Origin of the sequence: Cohnella massiliensis, from assembly GCF_900169535.1 — a bacterium.
Classification (GTDB): Bacteria; Bacillota; Bacilli; order Paenibacillales; family Paenibacillaceae; genus Cohnella; species Cohnella algarum.
In genome coordinates, this window is sequence record NZ_LT821254.1 from 151,528 (window position 1) to 169,452 (window position 17,925).

17 protein-coding genes, 1 tRNA gene and 1 pseudogene are annotated in these 17,925 nt (G+C 59.5%); 15 read left to right on the top strand and 4 right to left on the bottom strand.

Annotated elements, in window-relative coordinates:
- The first annotated feature begins 27 nt into the window (after positions 1–27).
- Both motA and motB read left to right on the top strand, forming a co-directional pair.
- Positions 28–840, top strand: a complete 813-nt coding sequence (gene motA, locus B7E11_RS03130) for a flagellar motor stator protein MotA (RefSeq protein WP_080832164.1) — start codon at positions 28–30, stop codon at positions 838–840.
- A complete protein-coding gene (gene motB, locus B7E11_RS03135; RefSeq protein WP_080832165.1) occupies positions 815–1,678 on the top strand; it encodes a flagellar motor protein MotB in 864 nt (287 codons plus the stop codon). The genes motA and motB overlap by 26 nt, the downstream gene beginning before the upstream one ends.
- A 39-nt stretch (positions 1,679–1,717) precedes the next feature.
- Here motB and B7E11_RS03140 read toward each other — a convergent pair whose 3' ends face one another.
- Complete coding sequence (locus B7E11_RS03140; protein ID WP_080832166.1) at positions 1,718–2,461, bottom strand: Rossmann-fold NAD(P)-binding domain-containing protein; 744 nt, start codon at positions 2,459–2,461, stop codon at positions 1,718–1,720.
- A gap of 347 nt (positions 2,462–2,808) precedes the next feature.
- Entirely contained in the window at positions 2,809–3,525 is a 717-nt protein-coding gene (locus B7E11_RS03145) for a hypothetical protein (protein WP_080832167.1), read from the bottom strand.
- 270 nt (positions 3,526–3,795) lie between these two features.
- On the opposite strand from B7E11_RS03145, the gene tadA reads away from it, so the two are divergent.
- The gene (tadA, locus tag B7E11_RS03150) at positions 3,796–4,254 is read left to right on the top strand and encodes a tRNA adenosine(34) deaminase TadA (RefSeq protein ID WP_275901451.1); all 459 of its coding nucleotides are present in this window, start codon (positions 3,796–3,798) and stop codon (positions 4,252–4,254) included.
- On the opposite strand, the gene B7E11_RS03155 is transcribed toward tadA, so the two are convergent.
- A complete protein-coding gene (locus B7E11_RS03155; protein ID WP_080832169.1) occupies positions 4,183–4,443 on the bottom strand; it encodes an aspartyl-phosphate phosphatase Spo0E family protein in 261 nt (86 codons plus the stop codon). The genes tadA and B7E11_RS03155 overlap by 72 nt on opposite strands.
- Positions 4,444–4,662: 219 nt before the next feature.
- On the opposite strand from B7E11_RS03155, the gene B7E11_RS03160 reads away from it, so the two are divergent.
- The 6 genes and pseudogenes from B7E11_RS03160 (at position 4,663) to B7E11_RS03185 (ending at position 10,760) form a co-directional block, all read left to right on the top strand.
- Positions 4,663–5,352 (top strand): response regulator transcription factor, encoded by a 690-nt coding sequence (locus B7E11_RS03160; protein WP_080832170.1) that lies wholly within the window; start codon positions 4,663–4,665, stop codon positions 5,350–5,352.
- Entirely contained in the window at positions 5,340–6,671 is a 1,332-nt protein-coding gene (locus tag B7E11_RS03165) for a sensor histidine kinase (RefSeq protein ID WP_080832171.1), read from the top strand. Before B7E11_RS03160 ends, B7E11_RS03165 begins: the two co-directional genes overlap by 13 nt.
- Positions 6,672–6,780: 109 nt before the next feature.
- Positions 6,781–7,050: pseudogene (locus tag B7E11_RS03170) on the top strand (ATP-binding cassette domain-containing protein); the annotation flags it as partial.
- A 131-nt stretch (positions 7,051–7,181) separates the two neighbouring features.
- Entirely contained in the window at positions 7,182–7,652 is a 471-nt protein-coding gene (tnpA, locus tag B7E11_RS03175; protein ID WP_080832172.1) for an IS200/IS605 family transposase, read from the top strand.
- 121 nt (positions 7,653–7,773) lie between these two features.
- Positions 7,774–8,205 (top strand): ABC transporter ATP-binding protein, encoded by a 432-nt coding sequence (locus B7E11_RS03180; RefSeq protein WP_342744442.1) that lies wholly within the window; start codon positions 7,774–7,776, stop codon positions 8,203–8,205.
- Positions 8,202–10,760, top strand: coding sequence for an ABC transporter permease (locus B7E11_RS03185; protein ID WP_080832173.1), 2,559 nt, complete (start codon positions 8,202–8,204; stop codon positions 10,758–10,760). Before B7E11_RS03180 ends, B7E11_RS03185 begins: the two co-directional genes overlap by 4 nt.
- A 25-nt stretch (positions 10,761–10,785) precedes the next feature.
- On the opposite strand, the gene B7E11_RS03190 is transcribed toward B7E11_RS03185, so the two are convergent.
- The gene (locus tag B7E11_RS03190) at positions 10,786–11,805 is read right to left on the bottom strand and encodes a LacI family DNA-binding transcriptional regulator (protein ID WP_080832174.1); all 1,020 of its coding nucleotides are present in this window, start codon (positions 11,803–11,805) and stop codon (positions 10,786–10,788) included.
- 589 nt (positions 11,806–12,394) lie between these two features.
- On the opposite strand from B7E11_RS03190, the gene B7E11_RS03195 reads away from it, so the two are divergent.
- From B7E11_RS03195 to B7E11_RS03220, 6 genes are all read left to right on the top strand, one after another.
- Positions 12,395–12,472, top strand: a tRNA-Arg gene (locus tag B7E11_RS03195).
- A 559-nt stretch (positions 12,473–13,031) separates the two neighbouring features.
- Positions 13,032–13,685, top strand: a complete 654-nt coding sequence (locus tag B7E11_RS03200; protein WP_080832175.1) for a GntR family transcriptional regulator — start codon at positions 13,032–13,034, stop codon at positions 13,683–13,685.
- A 222-nt stretch (positions 13,686–13,907) separates the two neighbouring features.
- Positions 13,908–14,729: a metallophosphoesterase family protein gene (locus B7E11_RS03205; RefSeq protein ID WP_176220583.1), complete on the top strand. Its 822-nt coding sequence runs from the start codon at positions 13,908–13,910 to the stop codon at positions 14,727–14,729.
- A 32-nt stretch (positions 14,730–14,761) separates the two neighbouring features.
- Positions 14,762–15,553 carry a tyrosine-protein phosphatase gene (locus B7E11_RS03210; RefSeq protein WP_080832177.1) on the top strand — a complete coding sequence of 264 codons (792 nt, stop codon included), beginning with the start codon at positions 14,762–14,764 and terminating at the stop codon, positions 15,551–15,553.
- Between the two features lie 51 nt (positions 15,554–15,604).
- The gene (locus B7E11_RS03215) at positions 15,605–16,924 is read left to right on the top strand and encodes an ABC transporter substrate-binding protein (RefSeq protein ID WP_080832178.1); all 1,320 of its coding nucleotides are present in this window, start codon (positions 15,605–15,607) and stop codon (positions 16,922–16,924) included.
- A gap of 14 nt (positions 16,925–16,938) precedes the next feature.
- Positions 16,939–17,910 (top strand): carbohydrate ABC transporter permease, encoded by a 972-nt coding sequence (locus tag B7E11_RS03220; RefSeq protein ID WP_080832179.1) that lies wholly within the window; start codon positions 16,939–16,941, stop codon positions 17,908–17,910.
- Positions 17,911–17,925 lie beyond the last annotated feature (15 nt).

Consider the following 17,925-nt stretch of genomic DNA (forward strand, 5'->3'; position numbering starts at 1 on the left):
TTATTCATGACAAGCTGGGGTGTAGGAATGAAGAACTCAACGATTATAGGTTTAGTATTGGGTTTGGGCGCGCTTGTATTAGGCATGATGCTGAAGGACGCTCCACTGATCAACCTGGTCAACAACGCAGCAGCTTACGTCATCATCTTTGTCGGTACGGCGGCTTCCGTATGCGTAGCCTTCCCGATGAAAGATTTAGCCAAAATACCGAAGCTGTTCAAAATCGTATTCGTCGAGCCCAAACTGGTCGAGCGGTCCGAGGTAATCCGGATGTTCACGGACTGGGCCTCGATTACCCGCCGCGAAGGCCTTCTCGCGCTGGAAGCCCGCGTCGAGGAGATCGAAGACCAGTTCCTCCGCAACGGCATGCGGATGATCATCGACGGCAACGATCAGGATTTCGTCCGCGACGTTCTGCTTGAAGATATCTCCGCGACGGAAGACCGCCATCGGGCGGGCGCGCAGATTTTTTCGCAGGCGGGCATGTACGCGCCGACGCTCGGGGTTCTCGGCGCCGTTATCGGCCTGATCGCCGCGCTCGGCAACCTGGAAGAGATGGAGAAGCTGGCACACGCGGTCGCGGCCGCCTTCGTGGCCACGCTGCTCGGGATTTTCTCCGGGTACGTGCTCTGGCACCCGATCGCCAATAAGCTCAAGCGCCTGTCCAAGAAAGAAATCGACCTGCGCCTCATGATGGTCGAAGGGCTCCTGTCGATTCAATCCGGGGTGTCCACGACCGCCATCCAGCAGAAACTGTCGGTATTCCTGACGCCGACGGAACGGCAGAAGTTGTTAGAGCAGGAGGAGACGGCCAATGAGCAAAAAGCGGCAACGGCATGAGCCGCATGAGGAACATGCGGACGAATCCTGGCTGCTTCCCTATTCCGACCTGATGACGCTGCTGCTGGCCCTTTTTATCGTGCTTTACGCGGCCAGCTCGGTCAATACGTCCAAGCTCGAGGCGATGAGCAACGCGTTCCGCAGCGCCTTCAACTCGGGCGTCGGCCTGCTGGACATGTCGGCCATGGTCGAGAGCGAAAGCGAGCTGAGCGACAGCATGCGCCAGCGCCATACCGAGGACGGCATGATGACCCGCGAGCAGCTGCAGCAGCAAGAGCAGGAAAATCTGGAACACCTGAAGCAGGCGCTCGATCAATACATTCAGAACAACGGCCTTTCCACGCAGCTGCAAACGCAGCTGAACCAGTCGGAGCTGCTGATCACGATCCGCGACACGGCGCTGTTCGCTTCCGGCGAAGCGGACATCAAGCCGGAAGCGCGGACGCTCGCGGTTGCCATCGGGCAGATGCTCCAGGAATATCCGGATTACGAGATGGTCGTTTCCGGCCATACCGACAACGTGCCGATCCGCACGGCCGAGTTCGACTCGAACTGGGACTTGAGCTCCAAGCGGGCGATCAACTTTATGATGATCCTGCTGCAAAACCCGGCTTACGATCCCAAGAAGTTCAGCGCGATCGGCTACGGCGAGTACCGTCCGGTCGACTCGAACGCGACCGCCGACGGCCGCGCGAAAAACCGCCGCGTCGAAGTGTCGATCTTGAGAAAATATACCGATCCCGCCACCGAAGAGACGACTCTCACGGTAACGGCGAGTGCCGGTCAGACGACGCAAACGCAGACTCAAGCGCAAACTCAAGCGCAAGCGGCGAACTGAAAACGATCGGAGAGAACGGCCTGCCCCTGCGGCAGGCCGTTATTGTTGTCCGTCTTGACCGGTCTCGGCGGACGCGGCCAAATCGAGAATGCGGTCGTTCGCATAGACGAACGTTCCTTCCGAACGCGCGGAGGCTGCCGCCGCGATCATCGCCGCCGCGACGGCGTCCGCCTGCACCGCGCGATATTTGCGCAAGGGTCCGGCGAACAACGGCGCGGTCGCCGTCATGACGACGGAGGCGAAGCTTTCGCCCGCCCGCTTTTCGTCCCGATCCCCGAGCAGCAGCGACGGGCGGAAGAGATGAAGGCTTTTCAGCCCGAGCTTGCCCAGGTCGCGCTCCGTTTCGCCCTTGACCCTGCTGTAAAAAATCCGCGAGCGCTCGTCCGCCCCCATCGCGGTGACGGCGAGCAGCGCGTCGGCGCCCGCCGCCGCGGCCGCCCGGCCAAACTTGAGCGGGTAATCGTGGTCGACGACGTAAAACGCCGCTTGGGTTTTGGCGCGTTTGATCGTCGTTCCCAGCGCGCAGAACCAGTCGCCTCCGTCAGGCCACGGTACCGGTTCCTCCTCCAGGCGATCCCATTCCGCAACCGCCTCGGTCAGCTTCGGGTGCGCAACGCCCAGCGGCCGGCGAGTGACGGCGAGCACGCTGCCGTACCGGGGATCGGCCAACAGCCGCGCAACGAGCCGGGCGCCCACGAGCCCGGTGGCCCCGGCCACGACGGCGCTCTTTCCCCCGCCCGCTCCGGCGGTCTTGCTGCTTTTGGCAAAAGATGATGATGACATAATGGCTTCCTTCTTTCTTTAGGCAAGCGATGAGTATGCAGGATTGCACGGGATTGGGCCGCGATGACGTTGGGTTCGGCGAAGCTTGGTTGGATTTCTTCCAACCAAAATCGGCTTTTTCGCGAAACTTTCCGGCTTCGTTGGATTTTATCCAATCAGGCGAGGCCTTTTCCGCGTTTTCGCCCAAATTCCAAGTTGCTCGTTGGATAAAATCCATTCAAGCCAACGGTTTCCGCATTTTGCGCTCCCTTGATTGGACAAAATCCAACATAGGCCTCGCTCCGCTTGCCAATAAATCCGCCGCGCCCGCCTGCCCCTTCCTCGGCCGGCCTTCGCCCCTTCAGCCTTCAGCCTTCGGCAGCGGCGTTGCCCGAACGCCCTTCCTCCGGACGCCTTTCCTCCAGCCGCCGCAGCAGCGCGGCCAGTTCGCCCCAGGTCACGCCCCGGCCCGACGAAGGCTCCGGCAGCGGCAGCAGCCGCCGCTCGCGCAGCCAAGCAAGATCGTCCTCGTTCCGTTCGGACGTCGTCGAACCGTTCTCCCCTTTCTTTTCCACGCGCACGCCTCCTTTACCTGCCCATTCCAGCAGGTTTCTCCAAATGGATACGATGTCCTGGCCGTAACGGTCGCCCGCGCCCGGCCATTTCCCGTTCAAATCCTCCCAGCAGCGCGGCCGGCTTTGCTTCATTTTCCGCTCGTCCTGGGCCATGCTCACGGCCGTCCTCGGCACTCCGAACGGCGGACCTTCGACGGCAAAGCTTCGCAGCTCGCGAATCCGGGCTTCCGCCGTTTCGGCCAGCTTTTCCTCCGAAGGCGGGGCCTCTTTTGTCCACATTTTCGTGTCGTACATCGCCTGGCAATAGGCCAAATCCCCCCGCACGCCGTAACGCTCGCCGATCTCCACATACCACCCGGCGCAATCGGGCGCTCCGGCATTCCGCCTTCTGGCGAACGAAGTCAGCTCTTCCGCCGTGCAAGTGGCCTGCCCCAAAATGCTCGTCTTGCCCGACGCTTCCCGTCCCGGCCGAACGCGAAAGCGGTAACCGACAGGCTTCGTCAAACTCACAGCCATCCCTCCTTGGGCGTTGGATTCGGGTTGTCCACACCTTCTATATCTATATTCGCGTTCCGGTTGAATTTGCACTTCCAATCCCCTTTGATAAAATGATAAGCAGAACCGAAGACGGCGGAACTTATCCCCAAACGAATCACAATATCCCCAATTTAATCACAATATTGTGTATAACTCTGTGGGTAAAGTTATTTTATCCACAAAATTGTGCACAGCATGTTAACAACGAATGAATGTTCGCGGGAAAAGAGAGGAGCTGCCCCCTTGTCGGAGGACGAATTGTGGATGCAAGAGGCCATTAACCAAGCCAAAATAGCCGAACGGCTCGGAGAAGTGCCGATCGGCGCGGTCATTGTCCGGGAAGGCATCGTGATCGGAGCCGGGTATAACGTAAGGGAGACGACGAAGGATCCCACCGGCCACGCCGAGATGGTTGCGATCCGGCAGGCAAGCGAAAATCTGAAGGCTTGGCGGTTATTGGGATGCACCTTATATGTCACGCTGGAGCCATGCCCAATGTGCGCGGGCGCGATCCTTCAGTCTCGGGTAGAGAGGGTCGTCTATGGAACTCAAGATCCGAAAGCGGGCTGCGTCGGCACGTTGATGGATTTGCTGCAAGATCATCGTTTCAATCATACGACCGAATGGACGTCAGGAGTGCTTCAGGGACAATGCGCCGCCCTCTTGACGGACTTTTTCCGGAGGTTGCGGGTCCGGAAATAACGCTTCCTTGCCGTGCCGGTGCCTGCCGGCTTGTTCCAGGTACATCCTTTGCAATTGAACGATCAGTCGGTCCGCTTCTTCGCTGACTCTGAGGATTTCGGGATCGGTCAGATTTCCCAGGTTGTCCGCCAACTCTCGCAGTCTGTTCTGCAACGATTGCAGGCGATGAATGATGAGCTGATTGTCCATAGGTCTCCTGGCCGCCCCTTTCCGGCAAATTCGCCGAGCAACGATTCCTATTTTTAACTCTTCCTTATTATAAGTTAATTATTTCTTGAATCATGTAGAATAGTGTCGATAACAACGTTATAATTTCCTTCAATTTACGACAATTTTTGGGTCTGACTGCCCGTGGATTAATCCGAAAGTAGTATTCCACAAAATACAACAAAAGGATGTGCGAACAAAATGGCGCCTCGCTTGCTGCTGGTGGAAGACGACGAAGCCCTTCATCGCGGCGTCGAGTTTACGCTTCGTCAGGAAGGGTATGCGGTATCCGGCGCGAGGTCGATTGCCGACGCGCAAGCCGCCGTCGTTCAACAAGACTTTGATCTGATCGTTCTGGACGTGCAGTTGCCGGACGGCAGCGGCTTCGACTTTTGCGTTTGGCTGCGCGAACGGACCGACGTTCCCGTCGTCTTCCTGACGGCGAGCGATACGGAAATCGACGTCGTCCGAGGGCTCGACATCGGGGGAGACGATTACATTACGAAGCCGTTTCGGCTGCGGGAGTTTCTGTCGAGAATTCAGGCGGTGCTGCGACGACGCTCCGTCCCGCCTTCGTCCGCCGGCGATGCGGCGCTGCAATCGGGCGACCTGGTCCTGTTCCCCGATGAAATGCGCGTCGAAAAGCAAGGCGCGCCCGTTTCGCTCAGCATGACGGAATTTCGCCTGCTTTCCCTGCTGATGAAGCATCCCCGCGCCGTGCTGTCGAAGGAGCAAATCGTTCAGCGCTTATGGCAAAACGACGGGGACTTTCTCGACGATAATACGGTCGCGGTAAACATTCGGAGACTCCGCGAAAAAATCGAAGAAACGCCCAACGATCCGCAGCGGATCGTAACGGTAAGGGGAGCCGGATACCGATGGAACGGATAGACGAAAGTCCGCTGACCGCCTCCCGGCTATGGCGCAATCCGCCCGTCCGCCGGCTTGCCGCCATTTTGCTTGCCGCGCTGGTCGCGGCCGCGGTTTTGATCGGGCTGTTCTCGAACTACGCGTCCGAGCGGCTGGAGCGCGACTGGTACGACCGGCAAGCGGCCGTGATCGGCACGCTCGCTTCCGCGCATCCGGAGCTGGCGGACGAGCTGCCGAAGCTGATCGCCGAGAGCGGCGCCGACCCGGAGGCGGTCGCGCTCGGGCGGGAGCTGGCGGACAGGCACGGCGCGGGCGAGCGGCTCGCCGGCGAGCTCCCGCCCGCCGTGTCCGCGTTCCGGAGCCGGACCGCGACGGAGCTTGCCTTCGGAGCCCTGCTGCTGCTCGCCGCGCTCGGGTTCGCGCTGCTCCGCGAGCAGCGGCTGCAGCTTGGCAGCCTGCGCGCGCTCGCCCTTTCGCTCGAAAGCGCGGTCAAGCAGAACCGTCCGATGCGCTTTCGCCTTTACGGCGAAGGCGAGCTCGGGCTGCTTGCCCATTCGGTACAGGAGCTGGCGCTCCGGCTGCAGATGACGATCGGGCAGCTCAAGGGGGAAAAAGCTTTCTTGAAAGAGACGATCGCCGACATTTCCCACCAGCTCAAGACGCCGCTCGCTTCCTTGAGCATCTACGTCGATTTGCTGCGGCAGGAGCGGACCCGGCCGGACGAAGCCGAGACGTTTCTGAGCACCTGCCGGCAGGAGCTTGACCGGATGGAGTGGCTTACGCTGACGATGCTCAAAATCGCGCGCCTCGAAGCCGACGCGCTGGAGCTGCGTCCGGAGGCGAAAGATCTCGCGGGCACGGTGGAGGACGCGGTCGAGCCGCTTCGGGAATGGGCGCGGCGGCGGCAGGTGAACCTGAAGCTGGAGGCGCCGGCGGAACAAGCGGTCGTGCCGCACGACAGCCGGTGGCTCGCGGAAGCGATCGCCAACGTGGTCCGAAACGCCGTCGAGCACAGTCCGGCCGGCTGCGACGTCACGGTACGCTGGCAGCGGACGCCGGCGCTCGTCCGGCTGGAGGTGCTGGACGAGGGGCCGGGAATCGAGGAGAAGCACCTGCCCCATCTTTTCAAAAAGTTCTACCGGACTTCGTCCGGCGGAAGCGGCGTCGGCCTCGGCCTTCCGCTCGCCAAATCGATCGCGGAACGGCACGAGGGCCTGCTCTCCGCCCGCAATCGTCCGGAAGGCGGCGCCGCGTTTACGCTGACGCTCCCCGTACGCCGGCCGCAGATCGGCCTTTCGGGAACGGAGCCGGGTGGCGGCGGAAAGCCTCCGGGAGCGTAGGGCGCAGCCGCGAAGGCTTACAAGGTTGTAAGATTGGCCTGCCCCTTTTTGTAAGGAGGGCTTCGTATACTTGCCTCGTAAAGCTGCAAACGAGGAAAGGAAGATTCGAATGAACGTAATCGAAACGGCCGGTTTAAGCAAAAGCTACGGCAAAGGCTCGACGCTCGTCGAAGCGCTGCGCGACGTCAGCTTCGGCGTCGGCCAAGGGGAGTTTGTCGCGATCGTCGGCGCGAGCGGTTCGGGCAAAAGCACGCTGCTGCACCTGATCGGAGGCCTGGATCGTCCGACGTCCGGCGAGGTTTATATCGACGGGGAAAATTTGTACGCGCTGAAGGAAAAAGAACGCGCCGTTTTCCGTCGCCGGAAAATCGGCTTTATTGTATAAGAAAACCCCCAGTTCGACTGGGGGTTCAGGAAAGCTTATAGCTATGAGTAGTCATCCCTTGACCTTCAATGATAATATGGGAGCCGGTCTGCCAACCGCTACCAAACATCAATGGAGGACAAGGGATGGACAAGAGCAGTCTAGCACACACGAAATGGAACTGTAAATATCATATCGTATTTGCCCCGAAGTATCGGCGGCAAGTGATCTATGGGAAATTAAAAAGGGAAATCGGAAAAATCATCCGGGAGTTATGTGAGCGAAAAGGGGTAGAAATTCTCGAAGCTGAAGCATGTCCGGATCACATCCACATGCTCGTGAGTATTCCGCCGAAGCTAAGCGTGTCCGAGTTTATGGGATACTTAAAGGGAAAAAGTTCACTGATGATCTTCGATAAATTTGCGAATATGAAGTACCGCTACGGCAATCGACAGTTTTGGTGTAGAGGGTACTACGTCGATACGGTGGGACGAAACAAAAAGGTAATCGCCGAATACATTCGGAATCAACTAACAGAGGACAAGAACTACGAACAACTCACGATGAAGGAACTGATCGACCCGTTTACGGGTGAGTCGGTGAAAAAGGGCGTATAAAGAGGCCCCTTTCCAGGGGCTAGCCTGAGGTAACACGCGGTTGGCAGATCTTCAGAGCGCCTTAGAGGCGCTTGCTTGTAACATGCCCTTATAGGGCTGATGGAAGCCACCGGCTAAGCCGGTGGTTATGACTTTTCAATCGTACAATTTGGTCCCGGTGCTCAACGTGGAGGAAAACATCCAGCTTCCCCTGCTGCTTGACCATCGCCAGCCGGACCGGGCGTACGTCCGCGACCTCATCGCCACGCTCGGACTCGAGAACCGGCGCAAGCACCTCCCGTCCGAGCTGTCGGGCGGCCAGCAGCAGCGGGTCGCTATCGGCCGGGCGCTCGCCTACAAGCCCGCGATCGTCCTCGCCGACGAGCCGACCGGCAACCTGGACTCGGCCAACGGACGCGAAGTGCTGGAGCTGCTCAAGCTCGCCGTTCGCCAATATCACCAAACTGTCATCGTCATCTCCCACGACATGAACGTCGCAGCGGAAGCCGACCGCGTTCTGCGCATCCAGGACGGCCGGCTCGTCGACGACAGCCGCGGGGTGAGCCGGCCATGAAAAGCTACGCCGCATTGGCCGGACGATATCTTCGGGCACAGCGCAAGCGGTCGGCGCTGACGATCTTCGGCATCGTTCTGTCGGTCGCCCTGATCGGCGCCCTCGGCACGATGGGCCAAAGCATCTGGAGCAGCATGGTGAAGCAGACGATCCGCGAATACGGATCGTACCACTTCTCCTATGGCGAAGCGGACGGCGGCTTGCTGGAAGAGATGAAAAACAACGCGCTGCTCGATCGGGTGGGGGCCCTCCGGTACGGTCCGGAAATGTCGCTTGGCGAGGTTTACAGGATTCAAGTCAATGAAATGAACGAGGACGGATTCGCCCTCGCGCCGCTCCATCTCCAGGAAGGAGAAATGCCTCGGACGACGGGCGAAATCGTCGTCGAGCAATGGCTGCTCCAGCATCTCCCGGGATCGCCCGGAATCGGCGGCGAGGTCGAGCTGACCGGACCGGACGGCGAAGATCGCCGCTATCGGATAACGGGCACGCTCGTCAATTCCCGGGCGGGTCAAAGCGGCGGCGCCTCCTTCGCGTACACGCGGATGGACGACAAGAAGGCCGCCGAGCAATCCGGCCTCCTTCTGATGATGGCCTTCAAGCCGGGCGTCGACATTAGCGGCTCGCTCCCGGAATTCCAGGCCAAATGGGAAAACTTCAACACGAACGGCCGGCTCCTTACGTACTTGGGAGAGAGCCCGGACAACAGCACGAACCAATCGATGCTCATTATTTTCGGAACGCTGATCGGCCTGGTCGTCGTGTCGACCGGCGCGGTCATTTACAACGCTTTTCATATATCGGTGCTGGAACGCATTCGCCAGTTCGGCCTGCTTCGAACGCTCGGGGCTACGCCCAGACAGATTCGCCATATCGTGCTTCGCGAAGCGACGACGCTTGCGGCGATCGGCATCCCCGTCGGCTTGCTGTGCGGCTGGGGCGCGCTGTGGCTCGTCATCTCCGTCATGGTCTCGAACGGATATCAAATCTTGGCGATCGAAGGCTTCGAGCTTGCCTGGGACAACCGGATCATGGGCCTGAGCGTCGTCGTCGGCCTCATCGCGGTATACGTCGCCGCCTGGCTTCCCGCGCGCAAGGCTTCCCGCGTCTCTCCGGTCGAAGCCGTCAAAGGCGCCGGCAGCATCGCGCAAGAGTCCGTGCGCCGCGCCCGGCTGCCTTCCCCTTTGAACGGTTTCGGAGTCGGGGGCAAAATGGCGGCCAAAAACATCCGGCGCAACCGGACCAAATTCCGGATCACGACGTTTTCCGTCGTCGTTAGCGTGACCTTGTTTATTGTGTTTCATTATTTTGCCCAGGAATCGTTCAACATGACCGTCGCCTCCAACGAAGAAAGCCGGATCGCTTTTTCGGTTTATGAATACGGCGATTCCGGCAAGCCCGGGACATCGCCGATCACGGACGAGATGCTGGAGAATACGGCGGCTCTCCCCGGGGTTCGCGGCGTTTACGGCACCTATCCGTCGCTGTCGTTTCAGTCCTGGCTGCCGAGCGGCCGGCTCAACCCGGAATATTCGGAGCTTACGGGAATAAAATATGAACCCGTCAGCTACAACGGGGAAAGCTATCTGTCTGCGCCATCGCTGCTTCGGGTGTACGACGAAAGCCGGATGAAGGAGGCCGGGCGCTATCTCGTCTCCGGCACGACCGATCCGCAGCGGCTCGCCGCGGACAACGCGGTCGTCCTCGTCCAGACGGTCCAAACCCCGGTCCGGGACGGGCCGGTATCCGTTCTCGACGCGGCCCGGCTCCGGGTAGGCGACAAGCTGACGCTGGCGATACCCGCCGGTTACGGCGAAGAAGGCCTGAACCGGCAAGAGCGCGTTGTCGCCGAAGTGACGGTCGGCGGCATTTTGTCGGAAAATCCGTTTGGCTCCCGCTACAATAACAGCGGCTTGTCGGTTCTGGCAACGGAAGAGATGCACGAGAAGCTGTCCGCTCTCGTACCGGCCGACATTATCGCGTTCGATTCGGCGTACGGTTCCGGACGAACCGGGTTTGACGTGGCGCTGGAGGACGGAGCCGACGCGGAACCGATTCGCCTGTATCTGGAAAGTCTCGTGCGGTCGATCCCGAACGCTTCATACGTCGATGTCGCCGCCACCCAGAAAGCAAACCGGCAGTTTACCGTGCAAATGAACGTCTTTGTTTACGGATTTTTGGCGGTTATCGGATTGATCGGCAGCCTCAACATCATCAACACGGTGCAGACGAATCTGCTGCTGCGGCGCCGGGAGTTCGGCTTGCTGCAGGCGGTCGGGATGACCGGCGGGCAGCTTCGGCGGATGGCTTCGCTCGAGGGGGTCTGGATCGGGCTGCTCGGCGGGTTTTGGGGGCTGCTGCTGGGGACGGCGCTTAGCTATTTCCTGTATGTCCAGCTGGACGGGGGGATTCAAGGCATCACGTTTCAATTTCCGTGGGCGGGCGCCGCGGTCGCCTGCGTCTTCGCGTTCGGAGTCGGGCTGTTCGCCGTCCAGGGACCGCTTCGCCGCATGGCCAAAGCCAACCTGGTCGACGAGCTGAGAGAGGAGGCGTGACATGGCGGTGGGGCTCCCTTGCGGCTTAAGAGCCCGGCTTGGCCGGACGACCGGTCGTGCCGCGCACGATCAGCTCGGTCGGCAGCACCTCCCGGGCCGGCGGGCGGAAGTCCGCGTCGCGGATCATGCCGTCCAGCAGCTCGACCGCCCGGCGGCCCATCGACGGCATGTCCTGCCGCACCGTCGTGAGCGCGGGGCGGACGACGCTCGCCGCCTCGATGTCGTCGAAGCCGACGACGGACAGATCGACGGGCACCGATAGCCCGGCCTCCGCGGCGGCGTCGAGCGCGCCGAACGCGCTCATGTCGGAGCCGCAGACGACCGCCGTCGGCGGCTCCGGCAGGGCGAGCAGGCCGCGCATCGCCCGGGCGCCGCTTGCGCGGCCGAAGTCGCCGTCCGCCGCGTATTCCGGGCGGTACGGCAAGCCGCCGTCGCGAAGGCCGAGCCGGTAGCCTTCGTGGCGCTGCATGCCGACCAGCGATTCCGGCAGGCCGCCGATGAAGGCGATTCGCTCGTGGCCGAGCTCGCGAAGGTGGCGGACCGCCGCCCGCATCGCTTCGACATTGTCGGAAGTGATGACCGCAAGGCGCGGGCCGGCGATGTCCATGTCGAGGAACACGGCCGGGATGCCCGAGCCGATCAGTTCCTCGAAGTCCCGTTCGTCGCGCTGAAAGCCGAACACGATCACGCCCTCGACGTGGCGGGTCCGGCAGTGGCGGACGATGCTGTAGTCCCGATGGCTGGACGCTTGCGCGAGGTAGATCAGATCGTACCCCTTCTCTTTCAGGGCCTCGTCGATGCCGCTAAGCACGCTGGCGAAAAAGGGATGCGAAAGCCCGGTCGTCAAAAAAACGCCGAGCGTCATCGACCTCTGCCCGACGAGCGAGCGCGCCGCCGCGTTCGGCTGGTATTGCGTTTCTTCGATGATGCGCAGCACTTTCTCTCTCGTGTTGGCGTTGACCGTCGTATAGCCGTTCATCACCTTGGACACCGTCGCCACCGACACGCCCGCCGCCCTTGCCACATCGCGAATGTTAACCGACATGTATGGCCCACCTTTAAGTAAAATAACGGCCCGGTTCGACCGCGAATTGCCGTTTGCGGCTCCCTGGCGGGAATTAGCGGCCGTTTCCGGCCGTTAACCGCTTTTTTCAGCTGTCTCCGGGAATAACGGTCATTTTGCGCCGTTAATTCGTTTGCGTTCTTCGATTTGGGCACGATTGCCCCCCGATAACGGCCTCATCAGACCGCTATTTCGCCAAACTTGCGGCACTCCTCGCGATTAACGGCCTCCTCGGACCGCTATTTCGTCAAACCTGCGGCACTCCTCGCGATTAACGGTCTCATCAGACCGCTATTTCGCCAAACCCAGGTCCGCGGCCTGAATAACGGTCGTTTGGGACCGTTAACTTCGATCGAACGCTTTTTCCCCGACGCAGCGGGCTCAAGCCGGAAGCCGAAAACCGGACCTCTGTCGTTCCCCCGCCAATGTTGGCTCCGCCCCGCCCAACCGTTATGGCCCGCGGCCGTTCTGCTACGTTAAAGATAACGCGTTTATGCGGGGCTTGCAATCGGATTGGGAAGAACGCGCCTTTTCGTTTGGCCGTTTTTTTGTTATAATGGATTTCGGTCGCGCGCCCGTAGCTCAGCAGGATAGAGCGACAGTTTCCTAAACTGTGCGTCCCGGGTTCGAATCCCGGCGTGGCGCGCCATACTTAAAATGTACAGAACCGCGTTGTAACGCGGTTCTTTTTGTTGTGTATAAAAAAGCCTGCTGATCTCCTCGGAAGACAAAATTCCCGGGGATCGTTGAGCCTCGAGAGTTAAGGCGGAACGTCACGAAGGCGACAGCGCAAGCATGGCTTATGACGGGTCAAGATGAGTCACCACGACTCAACCGAGTCGGCAGCATGCGTGCGGAGGCGGTAAGATGAGTAGTTGTTACTCAATTGAGCGCGGCTATGTGCCTATGGCGGGCTAAGATGAGTCGCCACGACTCAACCGAGTCGGCAGCATGCGTGCGGAAGCGGTGAGATGGGTAATTTTTACTCATCTGAGCGCGGCTATGTGCCTATGGCGGGCTAAGATGAGTCGCCACGACTCAACTGAATCGGCAGCATGCGTGCGGAAGCGGTGAGAGGAGCGACTTATTGCGGCACGATTTTGTTTTTTCAGGAACCCGGAATATCCCCCCCATTTGCCACCCGCGCGAAGGACGCGATATACTAGTATGAACGACTTTTCTGCATCCAACCGAAGGAGAACATCGTTATGCCCGCCTTGTCCCTTGCCGAGTTCGCCTACCAGGAAATTCGACAAAAGCTGTTGAACGGAGAATATTTGCCCGGCACCCTGCTGTCGGAAAACGAGCTTGCAAACGGTCTCGGCATGAGCCGGACGCCGCTGCGGGACGCCGTCATGCAACTGGAGAAGGATGGCTTCGTCGAAACGCTGTTCAAGCGCGGCATCCTCGTCAAGCAGATCGACATCATGGAAGTTTTCGATATTTTCGAACTCCTTACCGCATTATATATTTATGCGCTCGACTACATGGAAGAGTATCATTACAAGGTGGATCTGAACGCGTTGCGGATGTACCTGGACAAAATTATCGAAGCGAGCGAAAAACAGAAATACAGGGAATACTACGAGTCCGGCCTGATGTTCATGGGCAGCCTGCTGGGGACGATCGAAAATCGGGTGATTCAAGAGACGTTTAACCGCTATAAGGATAAAATTCTGTTCTTCGTCGTGGCGCACCGGTCGACGAAAGGATCCAACCGGCCGTACACCGGAAAAAAACTATACTCGGAAATTTACCTTCACTTGACAGAAGGAAACTTCCAAGCGGCGAAAGCCGCCATCCTGGAGTCCAAACGAAAATCGCGGGAAGAAGTACTGAGCAGCCGGATTCCTACCGCATAACCGCGACAAATCGCCCCCCCTTACGCAAAGCCCGACATCGCGGAATTGCCGATTCGCCTCCTTTCCCATCTTGTTCGAGCCCTCGAAGCGGACGCTTCGAGGGCTTTTTTTGCGCTCTTTTTTTTACAAAACCTCGAATATTCGTTTATACCCCATTTACATACAAGATAAATAATGGTTGTATACAAGATTGCCAAAATCATTTTCGGAGGGAACCTGCTGATGGAAACCATGAAATTCGTTCACCTGACCGACACGCATATGAACGCTCCCGGCAAAGACGGGCTGCTCGCCAAATTCAACCTGGCCGACAAGGTAAAGATGACGTTCCGGCACCTGCAGGAGACGGGCGTCGCCCCTGAGTTCGTCGTCATTACCGGGGACCTCGCGCATGAAGGCGATGCCGAGGATTACGCCTACATTCGCACGCTCCTGGACGAAGGCTCCGCTCTGATCGGCGCCCCGGTCTACGTCGTTCTCGGCAATCACGATCACCGCCCCGCGTTCCGCTCTGGCTTTCTGGGCGAACTGCCGACCGAAGAGCCTTACTACTACGCACACGACATCCAGGGGCTGCGCCTGATCGGCTTGAACTCCCAGATCCCCGGCAAGCACAACGGCAGGATCGACGAGGATCAGCTGGCATGGCTGAAAGCTCAGCTTGAAACGCCGGCTCCGAAAGGCACGATCATCGCCCTGCACCATCCGCTGATGGGCGTAATCGGCATGCCGGGCGATCATCTGATGGAAAATCGCGATGAAATCCTGAAGGCCATTTCGGGGACGGACGTCGTCGGCGTGTTGGCCGGGCACGTGCATTCGAACAATGTCGGCGTTCAACAAGGCATCCTGAACGTTGCCGCCACGGGCACCGCGTTCAGCGGCGAAATGGCGGACAAGGAGCATTACCGGATGGTCGACTTCTCCGGCTATAACGTCGTCACCGTAAACGAAGAAGGACTGGCCGTGCAAACGGTCGTGCTCCCGACCTCCAACGCCGAGTACTTCCGCTTTCCGATTGCCGCTCTTGCCGCGCAGCACTGAACGAACTATTTTCCCTTAAGGAGTCCTTGCCAATGTCGAATACGCTAATGCCTATGCCACCCTGCCTTCTGCCCCTGGAGGGCGTCCACAACTTCCGGGACATGGGCGGACTCCGCGCGGCGGACGGCCGCACCGTCAAGAAAGGCCTTTTGTTCCGCGCCGCCGAGCTGACCGGGCTGACGCCCGAAGATATGCGGCGCCTGGAAGCGATCGGCTTCCGCAATGTGTTCGATTACCGCAATCGCAGCGAAGCCGAGCTGAAGCCCGATCCGGTCATCGGACAGGCGGTCAACACGAGAATTCCGGCGAACGAGGCCGCCGAGGATGCGCCGCATGTGACCATCGAGCAAATGTTCGCGAGCGGCCTGCACAAGACGTTCACGGAAGATATGCTGCTCCGGCTTTACGCCGGGCTGCCGATCAACAACGCTTCCTATCGGCGGTTGATGGAGCTGCTGAAAACGCCGGAGACGAGCCTGCCGCTCGTCCACCACTGCGCCGGCGGCCGGGACCGCACGGGAGTCGGCAGCATGCTCATTCTGCTTACGCTGGGCGTCCCTTACGAGACCGTCATGGAAGATTATTTGTTATCGAACGTTACGCTGGCGGATTTTAATCGGGAAATGTACGAAAAAATCGCTCCCTTCGTCTCCGAAGCCGATTTGCTGGCGCTGCAAAGCGCCATGGAGCTGCGGGAGCGTTACCTGGATGCCTCGATGAACAGCATCGTGACCGCATACGAAACGTTCGACCGCTACCTGGAAGCCGAATTCGGCATCGACGGCCGGATCCGGGAACGCATCCAAGCTTATTGTTTGGAATAGGGCCGCCGCCTTCCAAAGGAAGGAACGGATACAAAGAGGAGGAGAACCTACATGAACCGCACGAAAAAAAGAGCGCCGCTGCTGCTCGCGCTGACCGCCGCCATCGGACTGACCGGCTGCGGCGTTTCGGCAGATTCTTCGAACGGGCCGGAGCAGGGCCAGCTGGACCCGGCGAACCCGACCAAGATCACCTTCTACACGTACAGCCTGGCGGCTCCCACGATGAAGCCCGGAATGGAAATGCTGATCAAAGAGTTCAACGATACGGTCGGCAAGGAAAAAGGCGTCGTCGTCGAAGCCGTCGCGGACGCGACCATGCAGCAATACAAGGCGGACATTTCCGCCGGCAAGCAAGTCGACATCGTTCAGCATCCGTTCTCCACGCTGGACAGCTCCCGCCTCAGCCTCGGATTCGAAGCGTACGAGGACGTCTTCCCCGCCGAAGAGCTGGAGGCTCACTTCGAGGGCATCTCGCCGAACGCGCTCGAGCTCGGGAAAATCGACGGCAAAATGTACGGGCTGGCGTTCACCTTCAGCACGCCGATCGTCTTTCTGAACGGCAAGCTGTTCGAGGAAGCCGGGCTCGACCCCGCGAACCCGCCGAAAACATGGGAAGAAATCAAGGCCGCTTCCTTGAAGATCAAAGAAGCGACCGGCAAGGACGGCTTCGGCCTCGCCCCGAACAACGGCTGGACGACGGAAAGCCTGATCCTGAGCAACGGTGCCGAAGTGCTGGCCGAAGACCGGAAATCGGTCAAGTTCGCCAGCCCTGAAGGCATCGAGGCGATCGAGATGTGGAAGGATCTCTATTTGAAAGGAGCATCGGCTCCCGGCACGGATTCCGAGGTTTCCGAACAGTTCATGGCCGGAAATCTGGGAATGGTCGTCACCTCCACCGCGCTCTACAGCGGATTCAAGAAAGCTTCCGAAGCCGGCGGCTGGGAAGTGTACGGAACCGGCCTGCCGCAGTTCGGCGACAAGCCGTCCATCCCGGTCAACTCGGGAAGCATGCTGGCCGTTCGTCCCGACAGCCCGTCGAAAAACGCTGCGATCTGGGAGTTCATTAAGTTCGTAACCGGCGACCGGGGCTACACGATTATTACGTCCCAAATCGGCTACCTGCCGCTGCGCACCGGCCTGGCGGACGATCCGAACGGCCTGAAGGATTTCATCGACCAAAATCCGCTGTACCGCATCAACCTGGAGCAATTGTCCCGGATTAAACCGGTCGCGATCTGGCCGGGCGAATACGCGACGGAAATCGTTACGGCGTTCAACGATGCGATCGCCAAGTCCGTCATGACGCCGGACGGCGACGTATCGGCGATCCTGACGCAGGCGCAGCAAGACATTAACGCCATGATTCAATAAAGAAGGGACTCGTCATGAGCCAATTGATAAGGAAGGAATACGCTCCCCCCGCAGCGGGGAAGCCGTCGATCGCGCGCGACCGGACCTGGAACAAAGCGAAGGCCATGCGCCGGGCAAAGCCGTTCCTCTACTTGCTGCCCGCGCTGGCGCTGCTCGCCGTCTGGATGTACAGGCCTCTTCTGTACACGTTCTATCTGGCCTTTCACAAGTGGAGCATGGTGCCGGGTACCGAGCCCCTCTTCGTCGGCCTGGACAATTTCGCCCGGCTGCTGCAAAACAAGGGCTTCCTCGATTCGATCGGCAACACCGTCTTGTACACGATCGGTTTGCTGCCTTTCTCGATCGTCATTCCGCTCGTGCTGGCGACCGTGACGCACCATATGGAAGGGCGGATGAAAAACGTCTACCGCGCGCTCTTTTTCATCCCGATGATCCTGGCCCCGGTATCGGTCAGCGCCATCTGGCGCTGGCTGTTTCACCCGTCCAACGGCCTGGTGAACATCGTTCTGATGAAGCTGGGCGCAATCGACGCGCCGATCGCCTTTTTCTCGGATCCGGGCTGGGCCAAGTGGATCATTCTGCTCATTACCGGCTGGAAAATGGTCGGCTTCAGCACGATTATGTTCGCGGCCGCCCTGACCGGGATCAATCGCGAATATTACGAAGCGGCGTCGCAGGACGGCGCGGGAAGCCTGAAGCAATTTTTTCACATTACGATACCGCTGATGTCGCCGATGATCATTTTCATGCTGACGATGAGCATTTTGTTTTCCAGCCAATGGACGTTCGCTTATATCGACATCCTGACGACCGGCGGGCCTTACGGCACCTCGACCAACATTTATTACGAAATGTACAAGTACGCGTTCTCGAATCTCAACGCCGGCTTCAGCTCCGCGGCCGCCCTGCTGTTCTTCGTCGTATTCGGATTGATCTCGCTCGGACTTAACGCTCTATCCCGCAAATATTCCTTCTACGACAACTAGAACAGGAGGAGACGC

Coding starts and splice junctions, on each gene's coding strand:
- motA (WP_080832164.1), top strand. CDS start 28: ATGAAGAACTCAACGATTATAGGTTTAGTATTGGGTTTGGGCGCGCTT.
- motB (WP_080832165.1), top strand. CDS start 815: ATGAGCAAAAAGCGGCAACGGCATGAGCCGCATGAGGAACATGCGGAC.
- B7E11_RS03140 (WP_080832166.1), bottom strand. CDS start 2,461: ATGTCATCATCATCTTTTGCCAAAAGCAGCAAGACCGCCGGAGCGGGC.
- B7E11_RS03155 (WP_080832169.1), bottom strand. CDS start 4,443: ATGGACAATCAGCTCATCATTCATCGCCTGCAATCGTTGCAGAACAGA.
- B7E11_RS03160 (WP_080832170.1), top strand. CDS start 4,663: ATGGCGCCTCGCTTGCTGCTGGTGGAAGACGACGAAGCCCTTCATCGC.
- B7E11_RS03165 (WP_080832171.1), top strand. CDS start 5,340: ATGGAACGGATAGACGAAAGTCCGCTGACCGCCTCCCGGCTATGGCGC.
- tnpA (WP_080832172.1), top strand. CDS start 7,182: ATGGACAAGAGCAGTCTAGCACACACGAAATGGAACTGTAAATATCAT.
- B7E11_RS03185 (WP_080832173.1), top strand. CDS start 8,202: ATGAAAAGCTACGCCGCATTGGCCGGACGATATCTTCGGGCACAGCGC.
- B7E11_RS03190 (WP_080832174.1), bottom strand. CDS start 11,805: ATGTCGGTTAACATTCGCGATGTGGCAAGGGCGGCGGGCGTGTCGGTG.
- B7E11_RS03200 (WP_080832175.1), top strand. CDS start 13,032: ATGCCCGCCTTGTCCCTTGCCGAGTTCGCCTACCAGGAAATTCGACAA.
- B7E11_RS03205 (WP_176220583.1), top strand. CDS start 13,908: ATGGAAACCATGAAATTCGTTCACCTGACCGACACGCATATGAACGCT.
- B7E11_RS03210 (WP_080832177.1), top strand. CDS start 14,762: ATGTCGAATACGCTAATGCCTATGCCACCCTGCCTTCTGCCCCTGGAG.
- B7E11_RS03215 (WP_080832178.1), top strand. CDS start 15,605: ATGAACCGCACGAAAAAAAGAGCGCCGCTGCTGCTCGCGCTGACCGCC.
- B7E11_RS03220 (WP_080832179.1), top strand. CDS start 16,939: ATGAGCCAATTGATAAGGAAGGAATACGCTCCCCCCGCAGCGGGGAAG.